The organism is Verrucosispora sp. ts21, assembly GCF_002879555.1.
Classification (GTDB): domain Bacteria; phylum Actinomycetota; class Actinomycetes; order Mycobacteriales; family Micromonosporaceae; genus Micromonospora; species Micromonospora gifhornensis.
The window spans coordinates 1-20603 of sequence record NZ_PNOZ01000097.1 but is presented as its reverse complement, the minus strand read 5'-3'; the positions used below and the strand labels follow the sequence as shown (position 1 = coordinate 20603).

Annotated in this window: 19 protein-coding genes; 6 read left to right on the top strand and 13 right to left on the bottom strand. The window is 70.8% G+C overall.

Going from position 1 to position 20603, the window contains the following annotated elements; translation table 11 throughout:
* Positions 1–17 precede the first annotated feature (17 nt).
* Together C1A38_RS27435 and C1A38_RS27430 are read right to left on the bottom strand one after the other, a co-directional pair.
* Complete coding sequence (locus C1A38_RS27435) at positions 18–1058, bottom strand: esterase/lipase family protein (RefSeq protein ID WP_233197052.1); 1041 nt, start codon at positions 1056–1058, stop codon at positions 18–20.
* 225 nt (positions 1059–1283) lie between these two features.
* Positions 1284–2090: a TerC family protein gene (locus C1A38_RS27430; protein ID WP_102660598.1), complete on the bottom strand. Its 807-nt coding sequence runs from the start codon at positions 2088–2090 to the stop codon at positions 1284–1286.
* 603 nt (positions 2091–2693) lie between these two features.
* Here C1A38_RS27430 and C1A38_RS27425 point away from each other — a divergent pair.
* On the top strand, positions 2694–3407 hold the full coding sequence (locus C1A38_RS27425) for a M14 family zinc carboxypeptidase (protein ID WP_233197051.1): 714 nt from the start codon (positions 2694–2696) through the stop codon (positions 3405–3407).
* Here C1A38_RS27425 and C1A38_RS27420 read toward each other — a convergent pair.
* Entirely contained in the window at positions 3372–4262 is an 891-nt protein-coding gene (locus C1A38_RS27420; RefSeq protein WP_102660597.1) for an IS3 family transposase, read from the bottom strand. The genes C1A38_RS27425 and C1A38_RS27420 overlap by 36 nt on opposite strands.
* Entirely contained in the window at positions 4259–4558 is a 300-nt protein-coding gene (locus C1A38_RS27415; RefSeq protein ID WP_091302750.1) for a transposase, read from the bottom strand. Before C1A38_RS27415 ends, C1A38_RS27420 begins: the two co-directional genes overlap by 4 nt.
* Positions 4559–4663: 105 nt before the next feature.
* On the opposite strand from C1A38_RS27415, the gene C1A38_RS27410 reads away from it, so the two are divergent.
* Positions 4664–5074, top strand: coding sequence for a hypothetical protein (locus C1A38_RS27410; RefSeq protein ID WP_233197050.1), 411 nt, complete (start codon positions 4664–4666; stop codon positions 5072–5074).
* A gap of 152 nt (positions 5075–5226) precedes the next feature.
* Here the strand turns inward: C1A38_RS27410 and C1A38_RS27405 are convergent, their stop codons facing one another.
* Together C1A38_RS27405 and C1A38_RS27400 are read right to left on the bottom strand one after the other, a co-directional pair.
* Positions 5227–5421, bottom strand: a complete 195-nt coding sequence (locus C1A38_RS27405) for a DUF397 domain-containing protein (protein ID WP_102660596.1) — start codon at positions 5419–5421, stop codon at positions 5227–5229.
* Entirely contained in the window at positions 5409–6155 is a 747-nt protein-coding gene (locus C1A38_RS27400; protein ID WP_102660601.1) for a helix-turn-helix domain-containing protein, read from the bottom strand. Before C1A38_RS27400 ends, C1A38_RS27405 begins: the two co-directional genes overlap by 13 nt.
* 102 nt (positions 6156–6257) lie before the next feature.
* On the opposite strand from C1A38_RS27400, the gene C1A38_RS27395 reads away from it, so the two are divergent.
* The 3 genes from C1A38_RS27395 to C1A38_RS27385 all read left to right on the top strand — a co-directional run bounded on the left by C1A38_RS27395 (position 6258) and on the right by C1A38_RS27385 (position 7749).
* Positions 6258–6620: a hypothetical protein gene (locus C1A38_RS27395; RefSeq protein ID WP_233197049.1), complete on the top strand. Its 363-nt coding sequence runs from the start codon at positions 6258–6260 to the stop codon at positions 6618–6620.
* Positions 6621–6739: 119 nt separating this feature from the next.
* The gene (locus tag C1A38_RS31230) at positions 6740–7252 is read left to right on the top strand and encodes an antitoxin VbhA family protein (RefSeq protein ID WP_233197048.1); all 513 of its coding nucleotides are present in this window, start codon (positions 6740–6742) and stop codon (positions 7250–7252) included.
* 11 nt (positions 7253–7263) lie between these two features.
* Positions 7264–7749 carry a hypothetical protein gene (locus C1A38_RS27385; RefSeq protein ID WP_102660595.1) on the top strand — a complete coding sequence of 162 codons (486 nt, stop codon included), beginning with the start codon at positions 7264–7266 and terminating at the stop codon, positions 7747–7749.
* 3 nt (positions 7750–7752) lie between these two features.
* Here C1A38_RS27385 and C1A38_RS27380 read toward each other — a convergent pair whose 3' ends face one another.
* The 7 genes from C1A38_RS27380 to gltB form a co-directional block, all read right to left on the bottom strand.
* Positions 7753–8178 carry a hypothetical protein gene (locus C1A38_RS27380; protein WP_102660594.1) on the bottom strand — a complete coding sequence of 142 codons (426 nt, stop codon included), beginning with the start codon at positions 8176–8178 and terminating at the stop codon, positions 7753–7755.
* A 35-nt stretch (positions 8179–8213) separates the two neighbouring features.
* The gene (locus tag C1A38_RS27375; protein ID WP_102660593.1) at positions 8214–8477 is read right to left on the bottom strand and encodes a DUF6244 family protein; all 264 of its coding nucleotides are present in this window, start codon (positions 8475–8477) and stop codon (positions 8214–8216) included.
* A 154-nt stretch (positions 8478–8631) separates the two neighbouring features.
* Positions 8632–9669, bottom strand: coding sequence for a hypothetical protein (locus tag C1A38_RS32045; protein WP_233197047.1), 1038 nt, complete (start codon positions 9667–9669; stop codon positions 8632–8634).
* 2 nt (positions 9670–9671) lie between these two features.
* Entirely contained in the window at positions 9672–12215 is a 2544-nt protein-coding gene (locus C1A38_RS27365; RefSeq protein ID WP_102660592.1) for an FtsK/SpoIIIE domain-containing protein, read from the bottom strand.
* A 156-nt stretch (positions 12216–12371) separates the two neighbouring features.
* The gene (locus tag C1A38_RS27360; protein WP_102660591.1) at positions 12372–13175 is read right to left on the bottom strand and encodes an SGNH/GDSL hydrolase family protein; all 804 of its coding nucleotides are present in this window, start codon (positions 13173–13175) and stop codon (positions 12372–12374) included.
* 202 nt (positions 13176–13377) lie between these two features.
* On the bottom strand, positions 13378–14886 hold the full coding sequence (locus tag C1A38_RS27355) for a glutamate synthase subunit beta (protein ID WP_102660590.1): 1509 nt from the start codon (positions 14884–14886) through the stop codon (positions 13378–13380).
* Positions 14879–19600 (bottom strand): glutamate synthase large subunit, encoded by a 4722-nt coding sequence (gltB, locus tag C1A38_RS27350; RefSeq protein WP_102660589.1) that lies wholly within the window; start codon positions 19598–19600, stop codon positions 14879–14881. Before gltB ends, C1A38_RS27355 begins: the two co-directional genes overlap by 8 nt.
* Positions 19601–19748: 148 nt before the next feature.
* On the opposite strand from gltB, the gene C1A38_RS27345 reads away from it, so the two are divergent.
* Positions 19749–20597: a GNAT family N-acetyltransferase gene (locus tag C1A38_RS27345; protein WP_102660588.1), complete on the top strand. Its 849-nt coding sequence runs from the start codon at positions 19749–19751 to the stop codon at positions 20595–20597.
* The last annotated feature ends 6 nt before the right edge of the window (positions 20598–20603 follow it).

The following is a 20603-nucleotide window of genomic DNA, read 5'->3' as shown; positions in this document are numbered from 1 at the left end:
GGGTGGGGGCCGGAGGGTTAGAGGGCTAGGCAGGAGGGGTTGATGGGGTGGTCGCGGAGGGCTTGGCGGATGATCGAGTACGTGGTGCCGTCCACGACCAGGGCCAGGTGGCCTACCACGCGTAGTGGGCACTTGGCCTGGATCAGGACGTTCGTCGCGCCGTCGGCCAGCGTGGCGTTGTCGACCGGGCGGACGAGTTCGTCCTGCCAGGTGCGTACGGTGGTCCAGCGGACCGGGCCGGGAGTGTCGTCACCCGCGTTGAGCGCGGCGAGGAACGACGAACCGATGGTCATCTGCTGGCAGGCGACGATTCCGGCGCAACTGCCCAGGCCGAGGAACGCCAGCATGTTGGCGACGTAGGTGCCGTACTGGGGGGTGCCGAGGCTGACGTAGCGACCGACGGTGTCGCCGCCGCCCAGGTTCTTGATGTAGTACCGGCTGACCAGGCCACCCTCGGAGTGGGCGACCAGGTCGATCTTGGCCGCGCCGGTGCTGGTTCGGACCTTTCCGACGAAGGTGCGCAGGCTGCCGGCGGAGGCGGCGATGTCGCCGAGCCCGAGATTGGGCAGCTCGTAGACCCAGACCCGGTAGCCGTCGGCGCGCAGCCGGGCAGCCAGCGGCTGGTACACCGCGGCGATGCCGCTGAGCCCACCAACCACGATCACCGGGTTGGCATTGGCGAGGGCGCCGAGCCCGTCGCCGGCCGCGCCGGCGACCGACGCATCGGCGGCCGTGGTGACGGCCGGTCCGTCAGTGGTGGTGGCTGGCGCTTCAGCGGCGACGGTCCTGGCCGGCGTTTTGGCGGCCGCCGATGGGCCGGAGGTGACGGCAGCGGTGGTGGCCGGCGTTTTGGCGGCCGCCGATGGGCCGGAGGTGACGGCAGCGGTGGTGGCCGGCGTTTTGGCGGCCGCCGATGGGCCGGAGGTGACGGCAGCGGTGGTGGCCGGCGCTTCGGCAGCGACCGCAGCGTCCGAGGTTGCGGCGGCCGAGGCGGGGGGCGCCGACAGGACGGCGGCGAGGGTCAGCGCGAGGACGGGAACAGCCTTTCGGAGCAGCATCGCTGCACCTCCCATGGGGAGAACCCCGGGGTTGCCGGGGCAAGGGTGGGGGGTGTGTCCGATCGACCGTGCAATGATGATCCCGTCACAATCCAGAAACGTCAATGGAAAGTTACGCCCGGGTAGCCCAGCCCTCACCAGGCATCCGGGAGGCTGAAGGTCCACACACGACAGACGCCGCCCGCACCCATCGGGGTACGGGCGGCGCAGGGTCGCGGGGCAGGCTCAGCTGGCGGTGGTGGTCACCTCCGGCTCGGGGTCGGGCCGCGCCGGGCTGTTCTTGACGTACGTCGGGTGCAACTGCACCGGCTTCGCCTCCTGCTCGCGGCGCTGCCGCGCCCGTACCCGCAGGTTGAGGAACTCCACGAAGATGGAGAAGGCGATCGGCCCGTACACGTAGCCCTTCGGGATGTGCTGGTCGAAGCTCTCCGCGATCAGGCTCGCACCGATGATCAGCAGGAACGACAGGGCCAGCATCTTCACCGTCGGGTGCTGGTTGACGAAGTTGCTGACCGCCGCGGCGGAGACCAGCATGATGATCATCGCGATCACCACGGCGGCGACCATGATCGCCAACTCGTCGACCATGCCGACCGCAGTGATCACCGAGTCCAGCGAGAAGACCACGTCCAGCACCAGGATCTGCGCGATCACCGCGCCGAAGGACACGACCTTCTTCTTCGACCGGCCGTGGTCGGAGCCCTCCAGGTGCTCATGGATCTCGTACGTCGCCTTGCCCACCAGGAACAAGCCACCGAGCAGCAATATCAGATCCCGCCCGGAGATCTCCTGCCCGAACACGGTGAGCAGCGGCGCGGTCAACCCGATGATCCAGGACAGCGAGGCGAGCAGCAGCAGCCGGGTGATCAGGGCCAGGGAGATGCCGATCGTACGGGCTCGGGCCTGTTGATGTTCGGGTAGCCGACCGGACAGGATCGAGATGAACACGACGTTGTCGATGCCCAGCACGATCTCCAGCAGGAGCAGGGTCGCGAACGCGATCCACAGCTCGGGACTGGTCAAGAATTCCATTCCATCCTCGACTCTCAGGACGCCGCCGGGCGGGGCACCCGGAACCATCGGCGATCTGCGCAAGCATGGCGTACCGCGTCACCCCCCGCTCCGCAACCCCGCCCGACCAGCGACCGCCCGACGGCGCCAGGCCCTTGACCCGCCCGCCGGCGTGACCGGCAGCGCCGAGGTTGCCGCCCCTCCGAGCCCGGCCTGCCGCAGACAAGCCAAGGAATGGATGCCGGCCGGTCCACCGATACGAATGTCGAACAATTGCGTGGATCCGCGCCTGACATCTTCTACAATCGTCGAACCTGACTGTGTCGAACACCATTGAAATCGAGGTCCGGACGGATATCGAAGGTGGCACCGTAGACAGATCAGCGATGACTGTCAGCAGTTCTCGGCGACAATTGAGGAAAGCTTGAGATTGGCCCTCCAGGACCGGTCACCGATCCACGTTTACCCATTGCTAGCTGCCCTTACCTGTGCTTAAGTGGCGAGCTAGATCCACCCGATCACTGTGGAGGACTATCCATGCGTAAAGCTGTTCCGTCAGCGTCACCAAGTCGGGTAAAGCGTCACGTCGCAGTCGCCGCCGCGCTGCTCATCGGCCTTCCGGGAATGGCGGTTTCGATTACCGCTCCGGCCGCCGCCCAACCGCTCGAATCGCACTGCGGAAACGAGACCGGCGGCAAGTCGGTCCAGGGCTTCATCAGCCACGAGGAACTGCGCCGCAGCCTCCAGCAGATCGAGCACACCAGCAAGGGCAAGGTCCAGGTCGACGTCGCCGGCTACTCGAACCAGGGCCGCGAGATCTGGACGGCCCGGGTCGGCGAGGGCGACACCGTGGTGCTGGTGCAGAGCCAGATCCACGGCAACGAGATGCACGGCACCGCCGCCGTCCTCGACGCCCTGCGCACCCTGGGCAACAACTCGAAGCGGTCCGAGGAGATCCGCAAGGCCGTCACCATCGTCGCCATTCCGAAGCTCAACCCCGATGGCAGCGAGGCCGACATTCGGCAGAACCAGCGCACCTGGAGCGACGTCGTCGCCGACTTCCCGCAGCTCGCCGACGCCCGTACGGCGTGGAACTACAACACCCGGGTCGGCGGGTTCGACGTGAACCGCGACTTCAACCCCAACCTCGACTACGTTCCGCAGGCCGCCCACTTCCCGGGCAACAGCGCCTCCACCGGCTGGTACATCACCCCCGAGGCGCAAACCGCGCGGGACGTGTACCGCGCACTGGAGCAGGAGTTCGGCACCGTTGTCAATCCCCTGGAATCGTGGAGGGCTCCGTTATGCGGCCTGGGCCTCCAGGGCGCGGGTCTCTGATCGTTCGTAGTCGATGGGCGAGCGTCCGCCGCAGACGGAGTGGCGGCGGCGCCGGTTGTAGAAGTCGGTGATCCAGGTGGCGATCTTCAGCCGGGCTTCGGTACGGGTGCGGAACTGGTGACGGTGGACGTACTCGACCTTGATGGTGGAGAAGGTGGCCTCGGCGACGGCGTTGTCGAAGCACGAGCCGACCCGGCCCATCGACTGGCGTACCTTCCAGCGGGCGCACACCCGGGCGAAGTCGGCCGAGCAGTATTCGCTGCCCCTGTCGCTGTGGAAGATCACCCCTTCGACGTTGCCGCCGCGGGTGACCGCGGCCATGTTCAACGCGGCGACGACCAGGCCGGCGTCGTGCCGATCGCCCATCGCGTAGCCGAGGATGTGCCGGGAGTACAGGTCGATGACGGTGGCGAGGTAGAGCTTGCCCTCCTGCGTGACGATCTCAGTCATGTCGCCGCACCAGGTGACGTCCGGCGCGGGAGCAGTGAACTGGCGCTTGACCAGGTCCGGGGCGGCCGGCCGCTTGCCCTGCCGAGTCAGCCCACGCCGGCGTCGTTTCGCTCTGGCGACCAGGCCCAGCTCGGCCATGAGCGCGGCGATCGTGTTATCCGACACCCGCCAGCCCTGCTCGCGCAGTTCGTCGCCGACGCGAGGACTGCCGTAGGTGCCGCCCGAGGCATCGAAGACGCGCCGGACCGCGTCCGTCAGCCTGCTCCGACGGTCCTGGCGGGGTGTCGGCCGACGGTTGCGCCACTTGTAGAACCACGACTCGGACACCCCCAGGGCCCGGCAGGCCACCGCGTGCGGCACGGAATGCTCGGTCCTCTGGGAAGCGATGAAGGCGGCCACGCTCACCGGCCCGTCGCTTCCTTGACCCACAGGACCACGGATCGCTTGAGGACATCACGCTCCATCGCCAACTCGGCGTTCTCCCGCCGCAACCGCGCCAGCTCCGCCCGCTCGTCCTCGGACAACTGCCCGGCAGCGGCTTCGCCACGAGCGGCACGATCCTGCTGCACCCAGTTGGCCAGGGTGCCACTGTTGATCCCCAGATCACGTGCTACCTGCGCGATCGACTTCCCGGTCTCCCGCACGATCCGAACCGCGCCCGCGCGGAACTCCGGATCGAACCGGCGTCTCGTCTCAGCCATGAACCTCTATCCCTCAAACTCTGGCCTCCACGCTACGAGGGGAAGGGCACCGTCGACATCTTCGCCGACCTGCACAACCAGGCCGCCTGCTACACCGGTGAGGGAATGGACGACTACACCACCCTCTCCATCTCCGGGCGCTTCATCAACAACCCCGCCCAGCACGGCAACTGGCCCAAGTTCAACTACGACGCCTCGCGTCGGGTGAACGTCGCCGTGTACGACGCCCTGCAGTCCGGCAACTCGCCGCAGAGCAAGGTGACCCTCTACCCGCAGAACACCAACCTGCCGGGCACCGCGCTTGGTTCGTTCGCCCTGCGGGGTAGCGCCACCATCCTGTTCGAGACCCGTGGGCAGACCCAGTCCTGGGGCCAGAAGCAGCACGGCATGCTGACCAAGCAGGTCGAGGACGGCCTCTTCGGGATCTTCAACGCGATCACCGATGGGACCCTGAACACCATCGACCCGGAGCGGTACGAGCTCATCCCCGAGCGCCGCAACGTCCCGCGTAACTGAACCGAATAGCAACACTGTCGCCCCGGCCTTCAAGGCCGGGGCGACACCTGTTTCGGTCGGTATCAGCGCCGCCGATGGGCCGAGGGCGCGCGGGTCAGGGCCGCGCGATCAGCGACGCGCGGCCAACCGAGGCGCGGTCAGGGACGCGCGGGTCAGGGCCGCGTGGGGAACTGGGTGAGGAAGGCCCGCCAGGCGGTCGGGGTGAAGGTCAGCGCCGGGCCGGTCGGATCCTTCGAATCGCGTACGCCGACCACACCGGGCAGGTTGTCGGCCACCTCGACGCAGTCGCCGCCATTGGAGCTGCTCCGGGTGCTCTTGCGCCAGATGGCGCCGGTCAGGTCAGCCATGATCGTGCCTCTAGGTAGTCGAGAGTCTGGCGGCGCGGAAGTGCCACCGAGCGCAGCGTATCCCAGGTGGACCAAAGCCCGGTGGTCTCGTTTGTCAGCCGTCCGGCCGCTTGGTCATCGAGGTACGCGACGTCGCCGTCTTCGGTGGTCGCTATGACGAATGGTCCCGCCTGCCCGGCGTGCAGGCCAGCGTCCAAGGGGAGCACGTGCAGCAGAATGTTGGGCCGCTGGGCCATGGTGACCAGGTGGTCAAGCTGCGGATGCATGATTTCCGGGTTTCCACGGCGTAGTGCGAATTCGTCAACGACCGCCACGAACAGCGGCGGCTTACGCCGCTCCAGCACTGCCTTCTGGCGGCGCATCCGGGTCTCGACGTAGTCGGTCACCTCGTCTGGCCCGAGCAACCCGCAGCTGAGAACTGCCGAGGCGTATGCCGGCGTCTGCAACAAGCCCGGGATGACAGCGACCTGAAAGGACCGCAACGCGGTTGCCTGAAGCTCCGTCTCCACCCATGGCCGCAGCCATGGCGGTTCACGGCGCTTCAAAACGTCCGGCCAAAGGTCCTCGACCTCACGCTGGAGCGCCGTGGCCGCCGCCGCACGGTGACGAGGATGCGGCACACGGCCAGGCGTAATCCAGCGCCCAACCGTCTTCGGATCCACCCCGACCTGCTCAGCGAGGCTCTCGATGGTCTCACCGGCGTCGGCCATGGCTGCCCTCAACGCTTGGTTCATGACCACCTCCGGGAGGGACGTCTATGACGTCTGATGAACCTATATCTACGCGGTGTATCTGTCCACATGCAACCAGTGATCGTGGTTGCAAGGAGGTCGCCTGTGTCTGCACTAGAGCCCGCGAATGCCGCTCCCGCGTCACGCTGGACGAGCCGCCCGGCCACTCCGGTCCGGGCTCTACGGGAGGACGGCACGCCCCGCGTCGCACCCGGCGTCTACCTGCTGACCCATGAGGCGTCACCGCAGTTCGTCAAGCCGATAACGGTCCGAGTGATCCGCGAACTGGCCGACCGGTGCACCTACTACGACTGGGCCTGGATCCAGGTCTACGTACTCAATCGCAACGGCGACGCCACCGAGCGCCGCGAACTGTTCGTGCGGCCAGTCGGGCTTCGACCCGTACCCCCGCCGAGCAAGAGCAGGACTCCGAGCCGATGGCGCGGCACGACAGGGGGCGACCGGTGAGACGGCCGCACCTGCGCGATCACGTCCCGTCCCGCCCGACCTGGCGCTGCCAGGCGTGTGGCAGCTTCTGGCCCTGCTCACCGGCGAAGCTGCGCCTGCTCGCCGAGTACCGAGGCAACATGCCGGGGCTGCTGGTCCACCTGGTGACCCTGCGCGAACAGGCCACCGAACAGCTCGCCGACCTGCATCCCGACGCCTACCCGACGAACCTCCACCAGCGTTTCACCGACTGGGTTCCGGTCACTCCCCCAGATGACACCGTCAACGCTCGAAGCAGCCCTCACACCCAGCTATCCGACGTCGAAACGGCGGTCGCCAACGCCGTCGCAAACGCCGCACTTGAAGGCGTCGAATTCGACGAAGAGTGGAAGCGAAGGCTTCGCGGCGTCGCCACCGGCGTCATCGATGCTGACGAGTTGCTTCTGTTCGGTGGCGCTACCCCGAGCAAGCCACTGGACGATGCCGCTAACCGATGGTTCCACGGCCGCGCAGTGCAGTCACCGGCATCCACATTCATCACCACGCAACGCTTTCAGGGCGGTGTCCACAGTGTCCCCATCAGACGTCGGGACCACGCGCGACCAAGCCGCGATCATGGACCGCGCGTACGATGCTGCTCCGTAACTCGATGACGAGGAGGACCATGTCCACGACACCGCAGACCTCATCGCTCCGACTGGTCGCCGTCGACACGGGCATGCTCGTGGCCACTCTGGTCACCCTCATCGGATACCTGATGCCCTGGTTCAAGAAGAATCGGGCCCTGTGGTCGTTCTCCGGCTGGGAGTACGCGTCGCTCAGCGGCGGAGGCGGCTGGACCCTGATCACCTTCGCGTGGCTGCTGCTGGCTGCCGGCGCGGCACTGTGGGCACAGCGCAGCGTGGTGGCGGCGATGACCGGCATGGTGGCCGCCGTGGGCACCCTGGTCAACGCGCTGGCGGTGGTGGCGGCGAGCTTCGGCATGTTGGGCGAACGGAGCAGCCTGGATGCGGTGGCCGAGCAGTCCTTCGGTGTCGGGCTGCCGGTCATGGCGACTGGCATCGGGCTGCTGCTGGCCACCTCCTGCCGGGCGATCGTCCGGTGTCACCTGGCGCAGGCGGCCGAGGATCGGTACGAGCCGTCGGCGTAGCGCTCAAGCCGTCGGCGCGCCCTGCCGGACGACGCCCCGCGCAACGGTGAACAGGTCGTCCTGACCGAACTGTTCCGGGTCGACCAGCACGGTCACCGCGACGCCCGGCTCGGTCAGCCAGAACACCTGGGTGTCGGTCGCCCGGCCGGGCCCGTCGGGGTGCGGGAAGTCCATCAGCTGTGAATCGTCGAGTTCCCGCTCGTGATAGTCGACGAGGAAGTCACGCAGCCCGTCGAGGTCACCGAGCCGCTGCCCGCGCAGCACGTGCACCCGCAGGTCCACCCGGTGCCCGTCGGCGGTCTGCCGCTCCCAGACCCGGCTGGTGATCTGCACGTCTTCCCACTCGCTGGCGAAGTCGGAGACCAGATCGCCCAGCCCGTCCGGCAGCTGTCCGATGTGAAACCCGTCGAGCACGCCGCCGTCACCCACTGCGCCACCTCCACCCTCGTCCCGCCGCCGACCGGTCAGTTGCCCAGCGCGCGTACCTTCGCGATGGTCTCCTGGACGTGCTGCTTGGCGGGCTCACCGCCCTGGGCGGCCTGCGCGAGCGCCTGCCGGTACGAATCGATCATGTTGATCAGCGGACCGGCGGCGACGCCCTGCAACGCGCCCGCGACGAGTTGCCGTGCCTCGGCCGCGTCCTGCGCGGCGGCGGCCGTCTTCGCCTTCGCCTCGTCCAGCTTCTGCGCCGCTGCCGCCAGCCTGGCGATCATCTCCGCTGCACTCACACGCCCTCCCCCACCTGACCCTCAACCACCACACGAGCAACCACAGAGGAGCCTACGAGACTCCCGCACCCGCCGCGACACCCTGAACCTCCGCGCAGATCTTGGTACGAAAGTGCCCCCAGAGGGGCGCTGGCGTTCCAAGATCTCGACGGACTCAGCGCAGGGCGCGGATCAGGACGAGGTAGCCGCAGTAGGCGAGCGGGACGGCGAGGAAGCAGAGCAGGAAGCCGATCACCGGGTAGCGGGGTGCGGTCATCGCGCCGACGGCAGGCCGACCCCAGCGGCCGAGCACCAGCCAGCCACCGATCAGCGAGGCGGCGGGCAGGCCGGCACACATCCAGGAGAACAACGTCCATCCGCCGACCACGCCGACTCCGGAGGCGAGCACCATGACCAGCATGATCAGCACCGACACGGCGGCGAACGCGAGGTAGACGGCGATCGCCCGAGCCATCGGCGACCAGTTCGGCAGCAGCGCCGGCCGCTGGGCGAGCACCTCCGTCTGCTGCGCGTACCGGTCGGCCTCGTCGGCCCACCGCCGGGCCAGCTCCAGCTCCGTCGCCGCATCGATCTCCGCGGCCCGCTGCCCGGGCACCCCGGCCGCCGTCGCGCTCACCGCCACCGGCAACGCCCGCTCCGCCTCCCCCACACCCACCTGGGGGTACGCCCCGACACCCGACCGCCCCGGCGCGGCGGCTGCGCCGCCGTCCCACCCCGTCCCCGGTACCGAGCCACCCGCCCCCGCGCGACCGGGCGGCCCAGGCGGCCCGGAGGTGGGCACGCCGTGTGGCCTCGGCGGACCGGAGATGGGCGTGGCGACCGGCAGGCCGGAGGCTGGCGCGGTGGCTGGCGGACCGGAGGCGGGCGCGGTGACCGGCGGACCGGAGGCGGGCATGGCGGCCGGCCGGCCAGAGGCTGGCGCGGTGGCTGGCGGGCCAGAGGCTGGCGCGGTGCCCGACGGACCGGAGGCGGGCACCGTGAACGGTGGGCCTGGGGGCGGGGAGATGACGCCGATGGTGCGGCCGAGTTGGTCGAGGCGCTGCCCCTGGGCGAGCAGTCGACGATCCAGGTATTCCACGGTCGCGCCGAGATCCCGTCGCCGCTGCTCGTCGGCGGCGACACCCTGCTCGCTGGCGCGCTGCTGCGTCGACAGGTGACGGACCAGCGCGGCGTACTCGTCGAAGGTGGACACGTTCACTCCTGCCCTTCGGCGGTGTGCCCGTCGCGGGCGAACGGCACGATCAGCCGGATCCGCTGGTCGTGCCGGTCGACAAGCAGGGCTCGGTCGGCTCGGGGCGTGTACGCCAGGTCGTGCACCCCGAGGTGCAGGCCGAGGTCGGCGCCGGGCACGTTCAGCGCGACCAGGCAGGCAACGTCGTCGCGGTTCTGGGTACCGCCGAGGTCGTCGGCGAGCCGGCGCAGCCCACGCCACCAGCCGAGCAGGTGCACCCCGTGGCCGGGGCCCTGGCGCAGCAGGGTCCGCAGGTCGTCGTGGCCGGAACGGAAGGTCGCCGGATCGGTCTCGGCGAGCAGCCCGGCCGCGGCGTCCATCCCGAACACCACCAGATAGCTACGCCCCGGCGGGTCCACAGAGTCGGTCGAGCCGGCGGCGAGGGTGGCGAGGTGCCGGCGCAGGGCGGTGGCGTCGAGGCGTACCACCGGGTGGCCGGCGGCGGTCAGCGTGGCGGTGGTGTCGTCGGCCGCCGGGTCGGCGGCGGCGACCAGCGGGGCGAGCAGGAAGGTCACCTCGCCGGGGGTGTGCTGCCGGGCCAGGCTCAGGGTGGCGGCGCGCAGCACCTCGGCACCGGCGGCGGAGGTGCCCACCACGGCCAGGTGGCGGCCGGGGGCGGTGTCCATGATGAACAGGGCGCTGGTGCCGTCCACGTCGACGGTACGGCCGACCAGGGCCAGGGGTCGCCGGCCGCCGGGGCGCAGGCCGGTGAAGGTGGCGTCGTCCTCGACGCGGGCGGTCTCGTAGCCCCGGAACACCGACGGTGGCCGGGCGTCCGACGGGCGGGCCTGCCACAGCTCGTGCCGCAGGCGGGTCAACTCGTCGGCGGCGGCGTAGGCGTCGGGGAAGCGGATCACCGTGTTCGCGCCGGCCACCCCGGCGGCGGTGTTGATCACGGCCGAGCCAACCGGCAGGGTGGCCGCGGCGTCGTTGAGCGGGTCGAGCACTCCCCCGCCGCCGGGCAGCGCCACCCGCAACGCGAACTGCCCGAAGACCGCCTCGGCACGGCCGTAGAGCGCCTCGATGCCCGTCGTGCTCTGGCTGGCCAGCACCAGGTGTACGCCGTACGAGCGGCCCTTGCGGGCCAACTCCTCCAGCAGGTCCACCGACTCGCGGGAGATCGGGTCGTTGCCGGCGAGCAGCACCTGGAACTCGTCGATCACGGCGATGATCCGTGGCACGGTGGTGTCGGCGGGCAGGTCGGCAAGTTTGGTGACGCCGTGACGTTTCAGCGCGGTGGCCCGCCGCTGCAGTTCGCGGCGCAGTTCCCGCAGCACGGCCACGCCGTACTCGCGGTCGCTCTCGATGCCGACGGCGCGGGCGTGTGGCAGCCAGGACGGGTCGCGGCCGGTGGGGACGAACTCGGTGAAGCTCACCCCCTCCTTGAAGTCGAGCAGGTAGAGCTGCAACTCGCTCGGGGCGTAGCGGGCGGCCAGCCCGTACAGCACGTCGAGCAGGAACACCGTCTTGCCGGCGCCGGTACGCCCGCCGACCAGCCAGTGCGGGGTGGCGTCGTCGAAGGCGATGGTGAACGGTTCGCGGCCGACCCGACCGACCACGGTACGCAGTCCGGCGCGGGCCGAGGCGGCCCATCGTTGCGGCGGCAGCAGGTCGGCGAAGCCGATCGTCGCGCCCCGGCGGGCGGACTCGCCGAGGTGGGCGGCCAGCGCCGCGACCGAGGCCGGTGGCGGGTCACCGTCGAGCCGTACCGGGACGGCCAGACCGCTGCCGTCGGCGCTGAACGGTGCGTGCGGCGGGTCGCCGACGCGGGCGTACCCGTTGATCATCCGGAGCACGGTGGTGGCGCCCAGCGGCGGCGCCGGTTCGCCCGGACCGGCCGCCCGCCAGCCGGCGAGCAGGACGCAGACGGCGGCGGCCGGCCCGGCGTGGGTGAGCGCGGCGAGCCGGGCGGCGTCGCGTGGCGACGGCACCGACGCGGCGACCAGCACCAGCAGTTCCTGGTCCGGCCGGTCGGCCTGCCGGGCGGTACGGGCGTGCTGTTCGGCGGCGTCGAGCAGTGCGGCGACCTCCGGCTCGGTGGTGGCCGGTGGGTCGATGACGCCGGCGTCGAGCAGGGGTCGCAGTGGACCGAAGGTGGCGCCGAGGGCGGCGCTGTCGCACCCGGCGACCCGGACGCCGCCGGGTGCGGCGGTGGCGAGCAGGCGCAGCACGACCGCGCGCAGCAGTGCGGCCACGGCCGGGTCGCGGGCGTCGGTGTCGACGGCGAGATGATGTCCGGCGCCGAGGGGCACCAGGACGGGGAAGCCGCCACCATCGGTGATCGCCTCGCCGAGGCGTACCGGCACCGGTTGTCCGGCCAGCGGGGTGCCCGGCGTCGGGGTGGCCAGGGTGCCCCCGACCCGGGCCAGCAGGGCCAGCAGGTCGGGGTCGACCGTCGGGGCGGTCGGTGTGCTCTGTTTCAGCGCGTTCCGAGCGACATCGAGGTGGGCCCGGGCGGCCCGGTGTGCGGCGTTCGCCTGCCCGTACGCCGACGCGAGCCTGCCCAACGTCTGCCCCTCCGCCGACGGCCGTCTGGTCGGTGAAACCCTAACGGACCGCGGCGAGGCGGGCACGTGTCCGCACCCGGACGTGTCGGCTCCACCGTGGATCGACGTCGGCCGGCGGTACGCGGGTGCGTACCGCCGGCCGTCGTGGGTGGGCGGTCAGCCGGTGACGGCGTTGAGCGCCGGCAGGTAGCCGTGGCGGTAGCCGTCGGCGTTCGGGTGGTACGCCTCGATGACGCCGGTGACGTCGCGGATCCACGGCTGGGCGGCGCAGACGCCGTGACCGGCGAAGGTGGGCCGGGTGTCGGCGAAGGTGGCGCCGGCCGCGGCGGCCCGGTCGGCGGTCACCTGGGCGAGCACGTCGGCGGCCTCGTTGAGCAGAATGCGCTTCTGGCTGCTCATCGCCAGCAGGCCACAGGAGCCGGTCTCGAACAGACGCGGGTAGCCGAGCACGATCAGCCGGGCGTTGGGGGCCCGGTCGCGGATGGCGGCGTAGGTGCGGTCCAGCCGGGCCGGGAGCGTGCCGGTGGCGAAGGCCTTCGCCTCGTTGACCGCGTTTGTGCAGTTGGAGGTGCTGCCGAAGCGGCAACTGGTCATCACGTCGGCGAACCCGGCGTCGTTGCCGCCGATGGTGATGGTGACCATGGTGGTGGTGCTGCTCAGCGAGCTGAGCTGGTTGTTGAGCACGTCGGCGGTGACCGCGCCGCCGCAGGCGGGGAAGCGGAAGCTGGCCACGTTGTTGGCGGCGGCCCACAGCGGGGCGTACGACTTCTGGCTGCGCAGGCAGGTGGACAGGTCGTACGGGCCGGCGCCGACGCCGGAGGAGTACGAATCACCGAGGGCGACGTAGTGGATGGGTGCGGCGGCTGCCTGGGCGGCGGCGGGGACGGCCAGCGCGCCGAGGGTGGCGGTGGCGAGGGCGACCAGCGCGGCCAGGGCGCGGGCCAGCGGACGGTGGGGCATGGCGGACCTCCACAGGGGGGTGGTGGTGGAGCCCGAGAACCGCGCGCGTGGCCAAGGGTTGTTACTGGGCGGTAATGCTATCGAAACATGCCGATGAAGGGAATAGTGCGGCACCCGCCTGATCGGTACCGGTCAGGCGGGTGCCGTGTGCTGTTAACAGGGGACCCCTGCTCTACACGAGACGTTAAAAGGGGGCCCTTCCTTACACCGCGAGTGGGCGGGAGGCGGCGTGCACGGGCGCAGGAAGCGCGCCCACCCCGCCGAGGTAGGTGTGGATAGCCGCAGCAGCGGCCCGGCCCTCGGCGATCGCCCACACGATCAGCGAGGCCCCCCGGTGCATGTCACCGGCGACGAAGACGCCGTCGGACCCGGTCTGCCAGTCGGCCCGCGAGTCGATCGCGCCCCGGGCGTTGCGGGCGAGCCCGAACTGCGCCAGCAGCGGCTGCTCCTCGGTGCCCTCGAAGCCGATCGCCAGCAGCACCAGGTCGGCGGACAACTCCCGCTCGGTGCCCGGCACGACGGTGAGGATCCGCCGACCGTCGCGCTTCTCGACTGTCACCTCGGCGATGCGTACCGCCCGGACCGCGCCGGTGCCGTCGTCGACGAACTCCTGCACCGCCACCGCGAAGACCCGCTCGCCGCCCTCCTCGTGGGCGGCGTACTCGCGCAGGATCCACGGCCAGGTCGGCCACGGATCGCGCGCCTCGTCGCGGGCCCGAGGCGGCTGCGGGTACAGGTCGAGCTGGTGTACGCCGGCCGCGCCTTGGCGGTGGGCCACTCCGAGGCAGTCCGCCGCGGTGTCGCCGCCGCCGATGATGACCACGTGCTTGTCGGCCGCGTCGATCGGCGTACCGTCGGCCAGGACGGCCAGGGCGGGCCGCCCCTCACCGGCCGCGGCCACCACCCGGTTCGCCGCCACCAGATGCGCCATCGCCTGGTGTACGCCCCGCAGCTGCCGGCCCGGGGTGTCGGTCTCGCGGCCCTGCAACGCCCCGCAGGCCAGCAACACCGCGTCGTGCTGCTCACGCAACTGCTCGGCGGTGATGTCGACGCCGACGTTCACCCCGGTACGGAACTGCACCCCTTCGGCGGTGAGCTGGGCCAGCCGGGTGTCGATGTGCCGCTTCTCCAGCTTGAAGTCGGGGATGCCGTACCGCAGCAGGCCACCGATCGCGTCGTCGCGCTCGTACACGGTGACGGCGTGCCCGGCGCGGGCCAGTTGCTGCGCGGCGGCGAGCCCGGCCGGGCCGGAACCGACCACGGCGACGGACCGCCCGGTCGGCGGTGGCACCGGACGCGGGGTCAGCCCCCGGGCCACCGCGGCGTCGGCGATCTCCACCTCGACCTGCTTGATGGTCACCGGGTCACCCCCGGCGATGCCGAGCACGCACGCCGCCTCGCAGGGCGCCGGGCAGAGCCGACCGGTGAACTCGGGGAAGTTGTTTGTGGCGTGCAACGACTCCACCGCCGCGTCCCAGTTGCCGGTGCGGACCAGGTCGTTCCAGTCCGGGATCCGGTTCGCCAGCGGGCAACCGGCGGTGTCGCTGTGGCAGAAGGGGATGCCGCAGTCCATGCACCGGGCCGCCTGCTCGCGGATCAGCTCCTCACCGGCCGGCGGATAGACCTCCCGCCAGTCGCTGATGCGCACCGGCACCGGCCGGCGCGCCGGCACCCGGCGGGGGTAGCGCAGGAAACCGTTCGGGTCAGGCACGAGCCACCTCCTGGGCGGCCACCCGGTTCACGGGGGCCAGCGACACCTCACCGGGTGCCGGCTGCGGTTGCGGCGCGGCTGGCGGCGCCAGGGCGCTCATCACCGCGTCGTCGACGTCCTGGCCGGCAGCTTCGGCGGCCTGCATGATCTCCATGACCCGGCGGTAGTCCCGGGGTACCACTGCGGTGAACTCCTCCACCGCCTCCGGCCAGCGCTTGAGCAGCTGTTCGGCGACCGCCGAGTCGGTCTCGGCGAAGTGCCGCTGCACCAGTTCGTGCAGTCGGGCCCGCTCCGCCTCGCTGGGCGTGGACAGGTCGACCAGTTCGGTGTTGACCCGCCGCCGGTCGAGGTTCCAGACGAAGGCGGTACCGCCGGACATGCCGGCGGCGAAGTTGCGCCCGGTCGCACCGAGCACCACCACCGTGCCGCCGGTCATGTACTCGCAACCGTGGTCACCGACGCCCTCGACGACGGCCGCCGCACCGGAGTTGCGGACCGCGAACCGCTCCCCCACCCGACCGCGCAGGAAGACCTCGCCGCCGGTGGCGCCGTACAGGATGGTGTTGCCGGCGATGATCTGGTCCTCGGCGCGGCCACCCGGTGCGGCGTCGGGGGCGACGAACGGTGACGTCGGTGCCGGCCGGACGATCACCCGCCCACCGGACAGTCCCTTGCCGACGTAGTCGTTGGCGTCGCCGTACAACCGCAGGGTGACCCCGCGGGGCAGGAACGCCCCGAAGGACTGCCCGGCCGTGCCACGCAGGGTGAACTCGATGGTGTCGGTGGGCAGCCCGGCACCGCCGTAGCGGCGGGTGACCTCGCCACCGAGCATCGCGCCGACGCTGCGGTGCTCGTTGCGGATCGTCACCTCGGCCCGCACCGGGACGGGCTCGCCGTCGCCGTGCAGGGCCGGCTCCGCCAGCGCGATGAGCTGGTTGTCCAGCGCCAGCTCCAGGCCATGATCCTGAGCGCGTACGCCCCGACGGACCGCCCCCTCGGGCAGCTGCGGCAGGTGCAGCACCCGGTGCAGGTCGAGCCCGCCGGCCTTCCAGTGCTCGATCGCCGGCGCCACGTCGAGCAGCTCGGTGCGGCCGATCGCCTCGTCGATGCTGCGCAGACCCAGCTCGGCCAGGTAGCCGCGGATCTCCTCGGCGAGGAACAGGAAGAAGTTCTCCACGAACTCCGGCTTGCCGGTGAAACGCTCCCGCAGCACCGGATTCTGGGTGGCGATGCCGACCGGACAGGTGTCCAGGTGACAGACCCGCATCATGATGCAGCCGGAGACGATCAGCGGGGCGGTGGCGAAGCCGAACTCCTCGGCACCCAGCAGCGCCGCGACGATCACGTCCCGACCGGTCTTGAGCTGGCCGTCGACCTGCACGGTGACCCGGTCGCGCAGCTTGTTGAGCAGCAGCGTCTGCTGCGCCTCGGCCAGGCCCAGCTCCCACGGGGTGCCGGCGTGCTTGAGCGAGTTCAGCGGGGACGCGCCGGTACCGCCGTCGTGGCCGGAGATCAGGATGACGTCGGCCTTGAGCTTGGCCACACCGGCGGCGACCGTGCCGACGCCGACCTCGCTGACCAGCTTGACGTGCACCCGGGCGGCCGGGTTGACGCACTTGAGGTCGTGCACCAGCTGGGCGAGGTCCTCGATGGAGTAGATGTCGTGGTGCGGCGGCGGCGAGATCAGGCCGACGCCGGGGGTGGCGTGCCGGGTCCGGGCGATCCACGGCCACACCTTGTTGCCGGGCAACTGCCCACCCTCGCCGGGCTTCGCGCCCTGCGCCATCTTGATCTGAAGGTCGTCGGCGTTTACCAGGTATTCGCTCGTCACCCCGAACCGGCCACTGGCGATCTGCTTGACCGACGAGCGGCGCAGCGGGTCGTGCAGCCGGTCGACGTCCTCGCCGCCCTCACCGGTGTTGGACTTGCCGCCGAGGCGGTTCATCGCGATCGCCAGGGTCTCGTGCGACTCCGCCGAGATCGACCCGTACGACATGGCTCCGGTGGCGAACCGCTTGACGATCTCGCTGGCCGGCTCGACCTCCTCGATCGGCACCGGCGGCAGTTCGCCGGTACGCAGCCGGAACAGCCCACGCAGCGACCCGGCCTTCGCGGCCAACTCGTCGACCTTCGCGGTGTAGCTGCGGAACACGTCGTACTGGCGGCTGCGGGTGGCGTGCTGGAGCAGGAACACCGTCTCCGGGTTGAACAGGTGCAGCTCGCCCTCGCGACGCCACTGGTACTCCCCGCCCACCGGCAGCCGCTCGCTGGCGGTGAGGCCGGGCGCCGGCCAGGCCAGCGCGTGCCGGGCCGCCACCTCGGCGTGGATGCCGTCCAGACCGACGCCGCTGATCGTGCTCGGGGTGCCCCGGAAGTAGCGCTCGATCAGGCGGGTGTCCAGCCCGACCGCCTCGAAGACCTGCGCACCGCAGTACGACGACACCGTCGAGATGCCCATCTTCGACATGATCTTCAGGACGCCCTTGCCGAGCGCCTTGACGTAGTTGCGGATCGCGGCCCGCGGCTCGACCCCGGCCAGCGCGCCCGTGGAGATCATGTCCTCCACCGACTCGAAGGCCAGGTACGGGTTGACCGCCGCCGCGCCGTAGCCGATCAGCACCGCCGCGTGGTGCACCTCGCGGCAGTCGCCGGACTCCACGATCAGCGCGACCTGGGTGCGGGTCTGCTCCCGGACCAGGTGCTGGTGCACCGCCGCGGTGAGCAGCAGCGACGGGATCGGGGCCAGGTCCGCGTTGGAGTCCCGGTCGGAGAGCACCAGGATGCGTACGCCGTCCTCGATCGCCTCGGAGACGTGCCGGCAGATCTCGGTCAGCCGGGCCTTGATCCCGGCCCCGCCGTCGCGGATGCGGTAGAGCCCGGAGACCCGTACCGCCTTGAAGCCGGGCAGGTCGCCGTCCTCGTCAATGCTGAGGATCTTGGCCAGCTCGTCGTTGTCGATCACCGGGTAGGGCAGCACGATCTGCCGGCAGCTCGCCGGACCCGGGTCGAGCAGGTTGCCTTCCGGGCCGATGGTCATGGCCAGGCTGGTCACCAACTCTTCCCGGATGGCGTCCAGCGGCGGGTTGGTGACCTGGGCGAAGAGCTGGTGGAAGTAGTCGTAGAGCAACCGGGGCCGGGTGGACAGCGGGGCGATCGGGGTGTCGGTGCCCATCGAGCCGATCGGCTCCGCGCCGGTACGGGCCATCGGAGCGAGCAGGATCTTCAGCTCCTCCTCGGTGTAACCGAAGGTCAGCTGGCGGCGGCGTACCGAATCGTGGGTGTAGACCTGGTGCTCGCGGGCCGGCAGGTCGTCCATCTCGATCAGCCCGGCGTGCAGCCAGTCGGCGTACGGCTGGGCGGCGGCCAACTCGGTCTTGATCTCGTCGTCGTGCACGATCCGACCGGCGGTGGTGTCGACAAGGAACATCTTGCCGGGCTGGAGGCGACCCTTGGCGACCACGGTGGCCGGGTCGAGGTCGAGTACGCCCGCCTCGCTGCCCAGCACGACGAGGCCGTCGGCGGTCTGCCACCAGCGGCCCGGCCGCAGACCGTTGCGGTCGAGCACCGCGCCGACGATCTCGCCGTCGGTGAAGGCGACCGAGGCCGGCCCGTCCCAGGGCTCCATCAGGCTGGCGTGGAACCGGTAGAAGGCGCGCTTGTCGGCGGCCATGTCCGGGTCGTTCTCCCACGCCTCCGGGATCATCATCAGCACCGCGTGCGGCAGGCTCCGCCCGGCCAGGTGCAGCAGCTCCAGGACCTCGTCGAAGTTGGCCGAGTCGGAGGCGGCGGGGGTGCAGATCGGGAAGACCCGACGGATGTTGCCGGACAGTTCCGGGGTGCGCAGCAGCGCCTCGCGGGCCTGCATCCAGTTCCGGTTGCCCCGGATCGTGTTGATCTCACCATTGTGGGCGATGAATCGGTACGGGTGAGCCAGCGGCCAGGACGGGAACGTGTTCGTGGAGAAGCGCGAGTGCACCAGGGCGATGGCGCTGTCCACCCGCTCGTCGGTCAGGTCCGGGTAGAAGGCGGGCAGCTGGTCCGGGGTGAGCATGCCCTTGTAGACCATGGTCCGCCCGGACAGCGACGGGAAGTACGCCGGCACGCCACGCTCGGCGGACTCCCGCTCGGCCTGCTTGCGTACGCAGAAGGCGACCCGTTCCAGCTCAAGACCGCGCAGCGGGGAGCCGGCCGGGCCGGCCGGGGTGTCGGTGAGCCGGCGGGCGGCGAGGAACAGCTGCCGTACCCGGGGCATCGCCGCCAGCGCCGTGGCGCCGAGGTCGGACGGATCGACCGGCACGTCCCGCCAGCCGAGCAGCTCCGCCCCCTCGACCAGGGCGTACTTCTCGACGACCTGGCGGGCGCGGGCCTCGCCGGCATCGTCGTCGGGCAGGAAGACCAGACCGGTGGCGTACTCGCCGGCCGCAGGCAGCGGGAAGTCCACCACCGCGCGCAGGAACGCGTCCGGCACCTGGATCATGATGCCGGCGCCGTCACCGGTGTTCGGTTCCGCACCGCGGGCACCCCGGTGGTCCAGCCGGCACAGGGCGCCGAGACCGTTGGCGACCACCGTATGGGAGCGTCGACCGTGCAGGTCGGCCACGAAGGCAACACCGCAGGCGTCGTGCTCGTGGGCGGCGTCGTAGAGGCCGGCGGGGGACGTCACCTGGGGGTGTTGCGGTGCCGGCTGGGGGCGGTGTGGGTACGCAAAGGCCACCGGGCCTCCTGTCGTCACTCAGGGTGGATCATGGTCGGGACGACGTCGGCCCTCTACACGGACTTCTGAGTCTACGTTAGGGCTGGGTACGCAGGGCCAGTGCAGATTGATCACACCGTCCAGACTCTGGGACAGGTAGTCTCGCCGGGTGGATGCAGACCACGCTGACCTGCTGGGCCGATTGGAACAATTTTATGACGCTGTGCCGCGAGACGCCGCCCGCGCGGAGGATCACGGTAGTTGCGTCCTGTTCGTCCGCGAAGGCAGTGGATGGCCGTTCTACGCCCGCCCTCGTCGCGGCGCGGACCGGTCACCGTCGCTGGCCGATCTGACCGCGGTTCGCGCCCGACAACGGGAACTGGGCCTGCCCGAAACCCTGGAATGGGTGCACGAGATCAACCCCGACCTGCTCACGGTGGCCCGCTCGGCCGGCCTCGCCGTGCTGGAGGCCCCACTGCTGGTGCTCGACCCGGCCGCCCTGGCCGACCCGGCCACCTTCACCGACGTACCGGTGCGACTCCTGACCGCCTCGGCACCACCCGCCGCCGCCGACGTGGCCGCCCGCCGGGCCGTCGCGGCGATCGGCTTCGCCGCCCCCGGCACGAGCCGCGGCGAGGCGGGACCGGCCCAGCGCGACGCCGCCCTGCAGGGCCTGGAGGTCGCCGCCCTGGACGAGGAACTGACCCGCATCGCCGACGGCAGCCGACTCGCCGCCCTCGCCGAGACGCCGGCGGACGGAGCACTCGCCAGCGGCATGGCCATGCGGGTCGACGACGTCGCCGAGATAGCCGGAGTGGCCACCCTGCCCAGCGCCCGCCGCCGCGGACTGGCCGCCGCCGTGACCGCCGCCCTGGCAGACGCCCTGCTCACCGAGGGCGTCGAGGTAGTTTTCCTCTCCGCCGGCAGCGACGAGATAGCCCGCGTCTACCTCCGCGCCGGATTCCGCCGCATCGGCACCGCCTGCATAGCCGAACCCCCCACCATCCCCCCACCCTGACCCACC

Bases quoted from the DNA above. Each gene is read 5' to 3' on its own strand.
- C1A38_RS27435 (WP_233197052.1), bottom strand. From the start codon at position 1,058: ATGCTGCTCCGAAAGGCTGTTCCCGTCCTCGCGCTGACCCTCGCCGCC.
- C1A38_RS27430 (WP_102660598.1), bottom strand. From the start codon at position 2,090: ATGGAATTCTTGACCAGTCCCGAGCTGTGGATCGCGTTCGCGACCCTG.
- C1A38_RS27425 (WP_233197051.1), top strand. From the start codon at position 2,694: ATGGCGGTTTCGATTACCGCTCCGGCCGCCGCCCAACCGCTCGAATCG.
- C1A38_RS27415 (WP_091302750.1), bottom strand. From the start codon at position 4,558: ATGGCTGAGACGAGACGCCGGTTCGATCCGGAGTTCCGCGCGGGCGCG.
- C1A38_RS27410 (WP_233197050.1), top strand. From the start codon at position 4,664: ATGGACGACTACACCACCCTCTCCATCTCCGGGCGCTTCATCAACAAC.
- C1A38_RS27405 (WP_102660596.1), bottom strand. From the start codon at position 5,421: ATGGCTGACCTGACCGGCGCCATCTGGCGCAAGAGCACCCGGAGCAGC.
- C1A38_RS27400 (WP_102660601.1), bottom strand. From the start codon at position 6,155: ATGAACCAAGCGTTGAGGGCAGCCATGGCCGACGCCGGTGAGACCATC.
- C1A38_RS31230 (WP_233197048.1), top strand. From the start codon at position 6,740: ATGCCGGGGCTGCTGGTCCACCTGGTGACCCTGCGCGAACAGGCCACC.
- C1A38_RS27385 (WP_102660595.1), top strand. From the start codon at position 7,264: ATGTCCACGACACCGCAGACCTCATCGCTCCGACTGGTCGCCGTCGAC.
- C1A38_RS27360 (WP_102660591.1), bottom strand. From the start codon at position 13,175: ATGCCCCACCGTCCGCTGGCCCGCGCCCTGGCCGCGCTGGTCGCCCTC.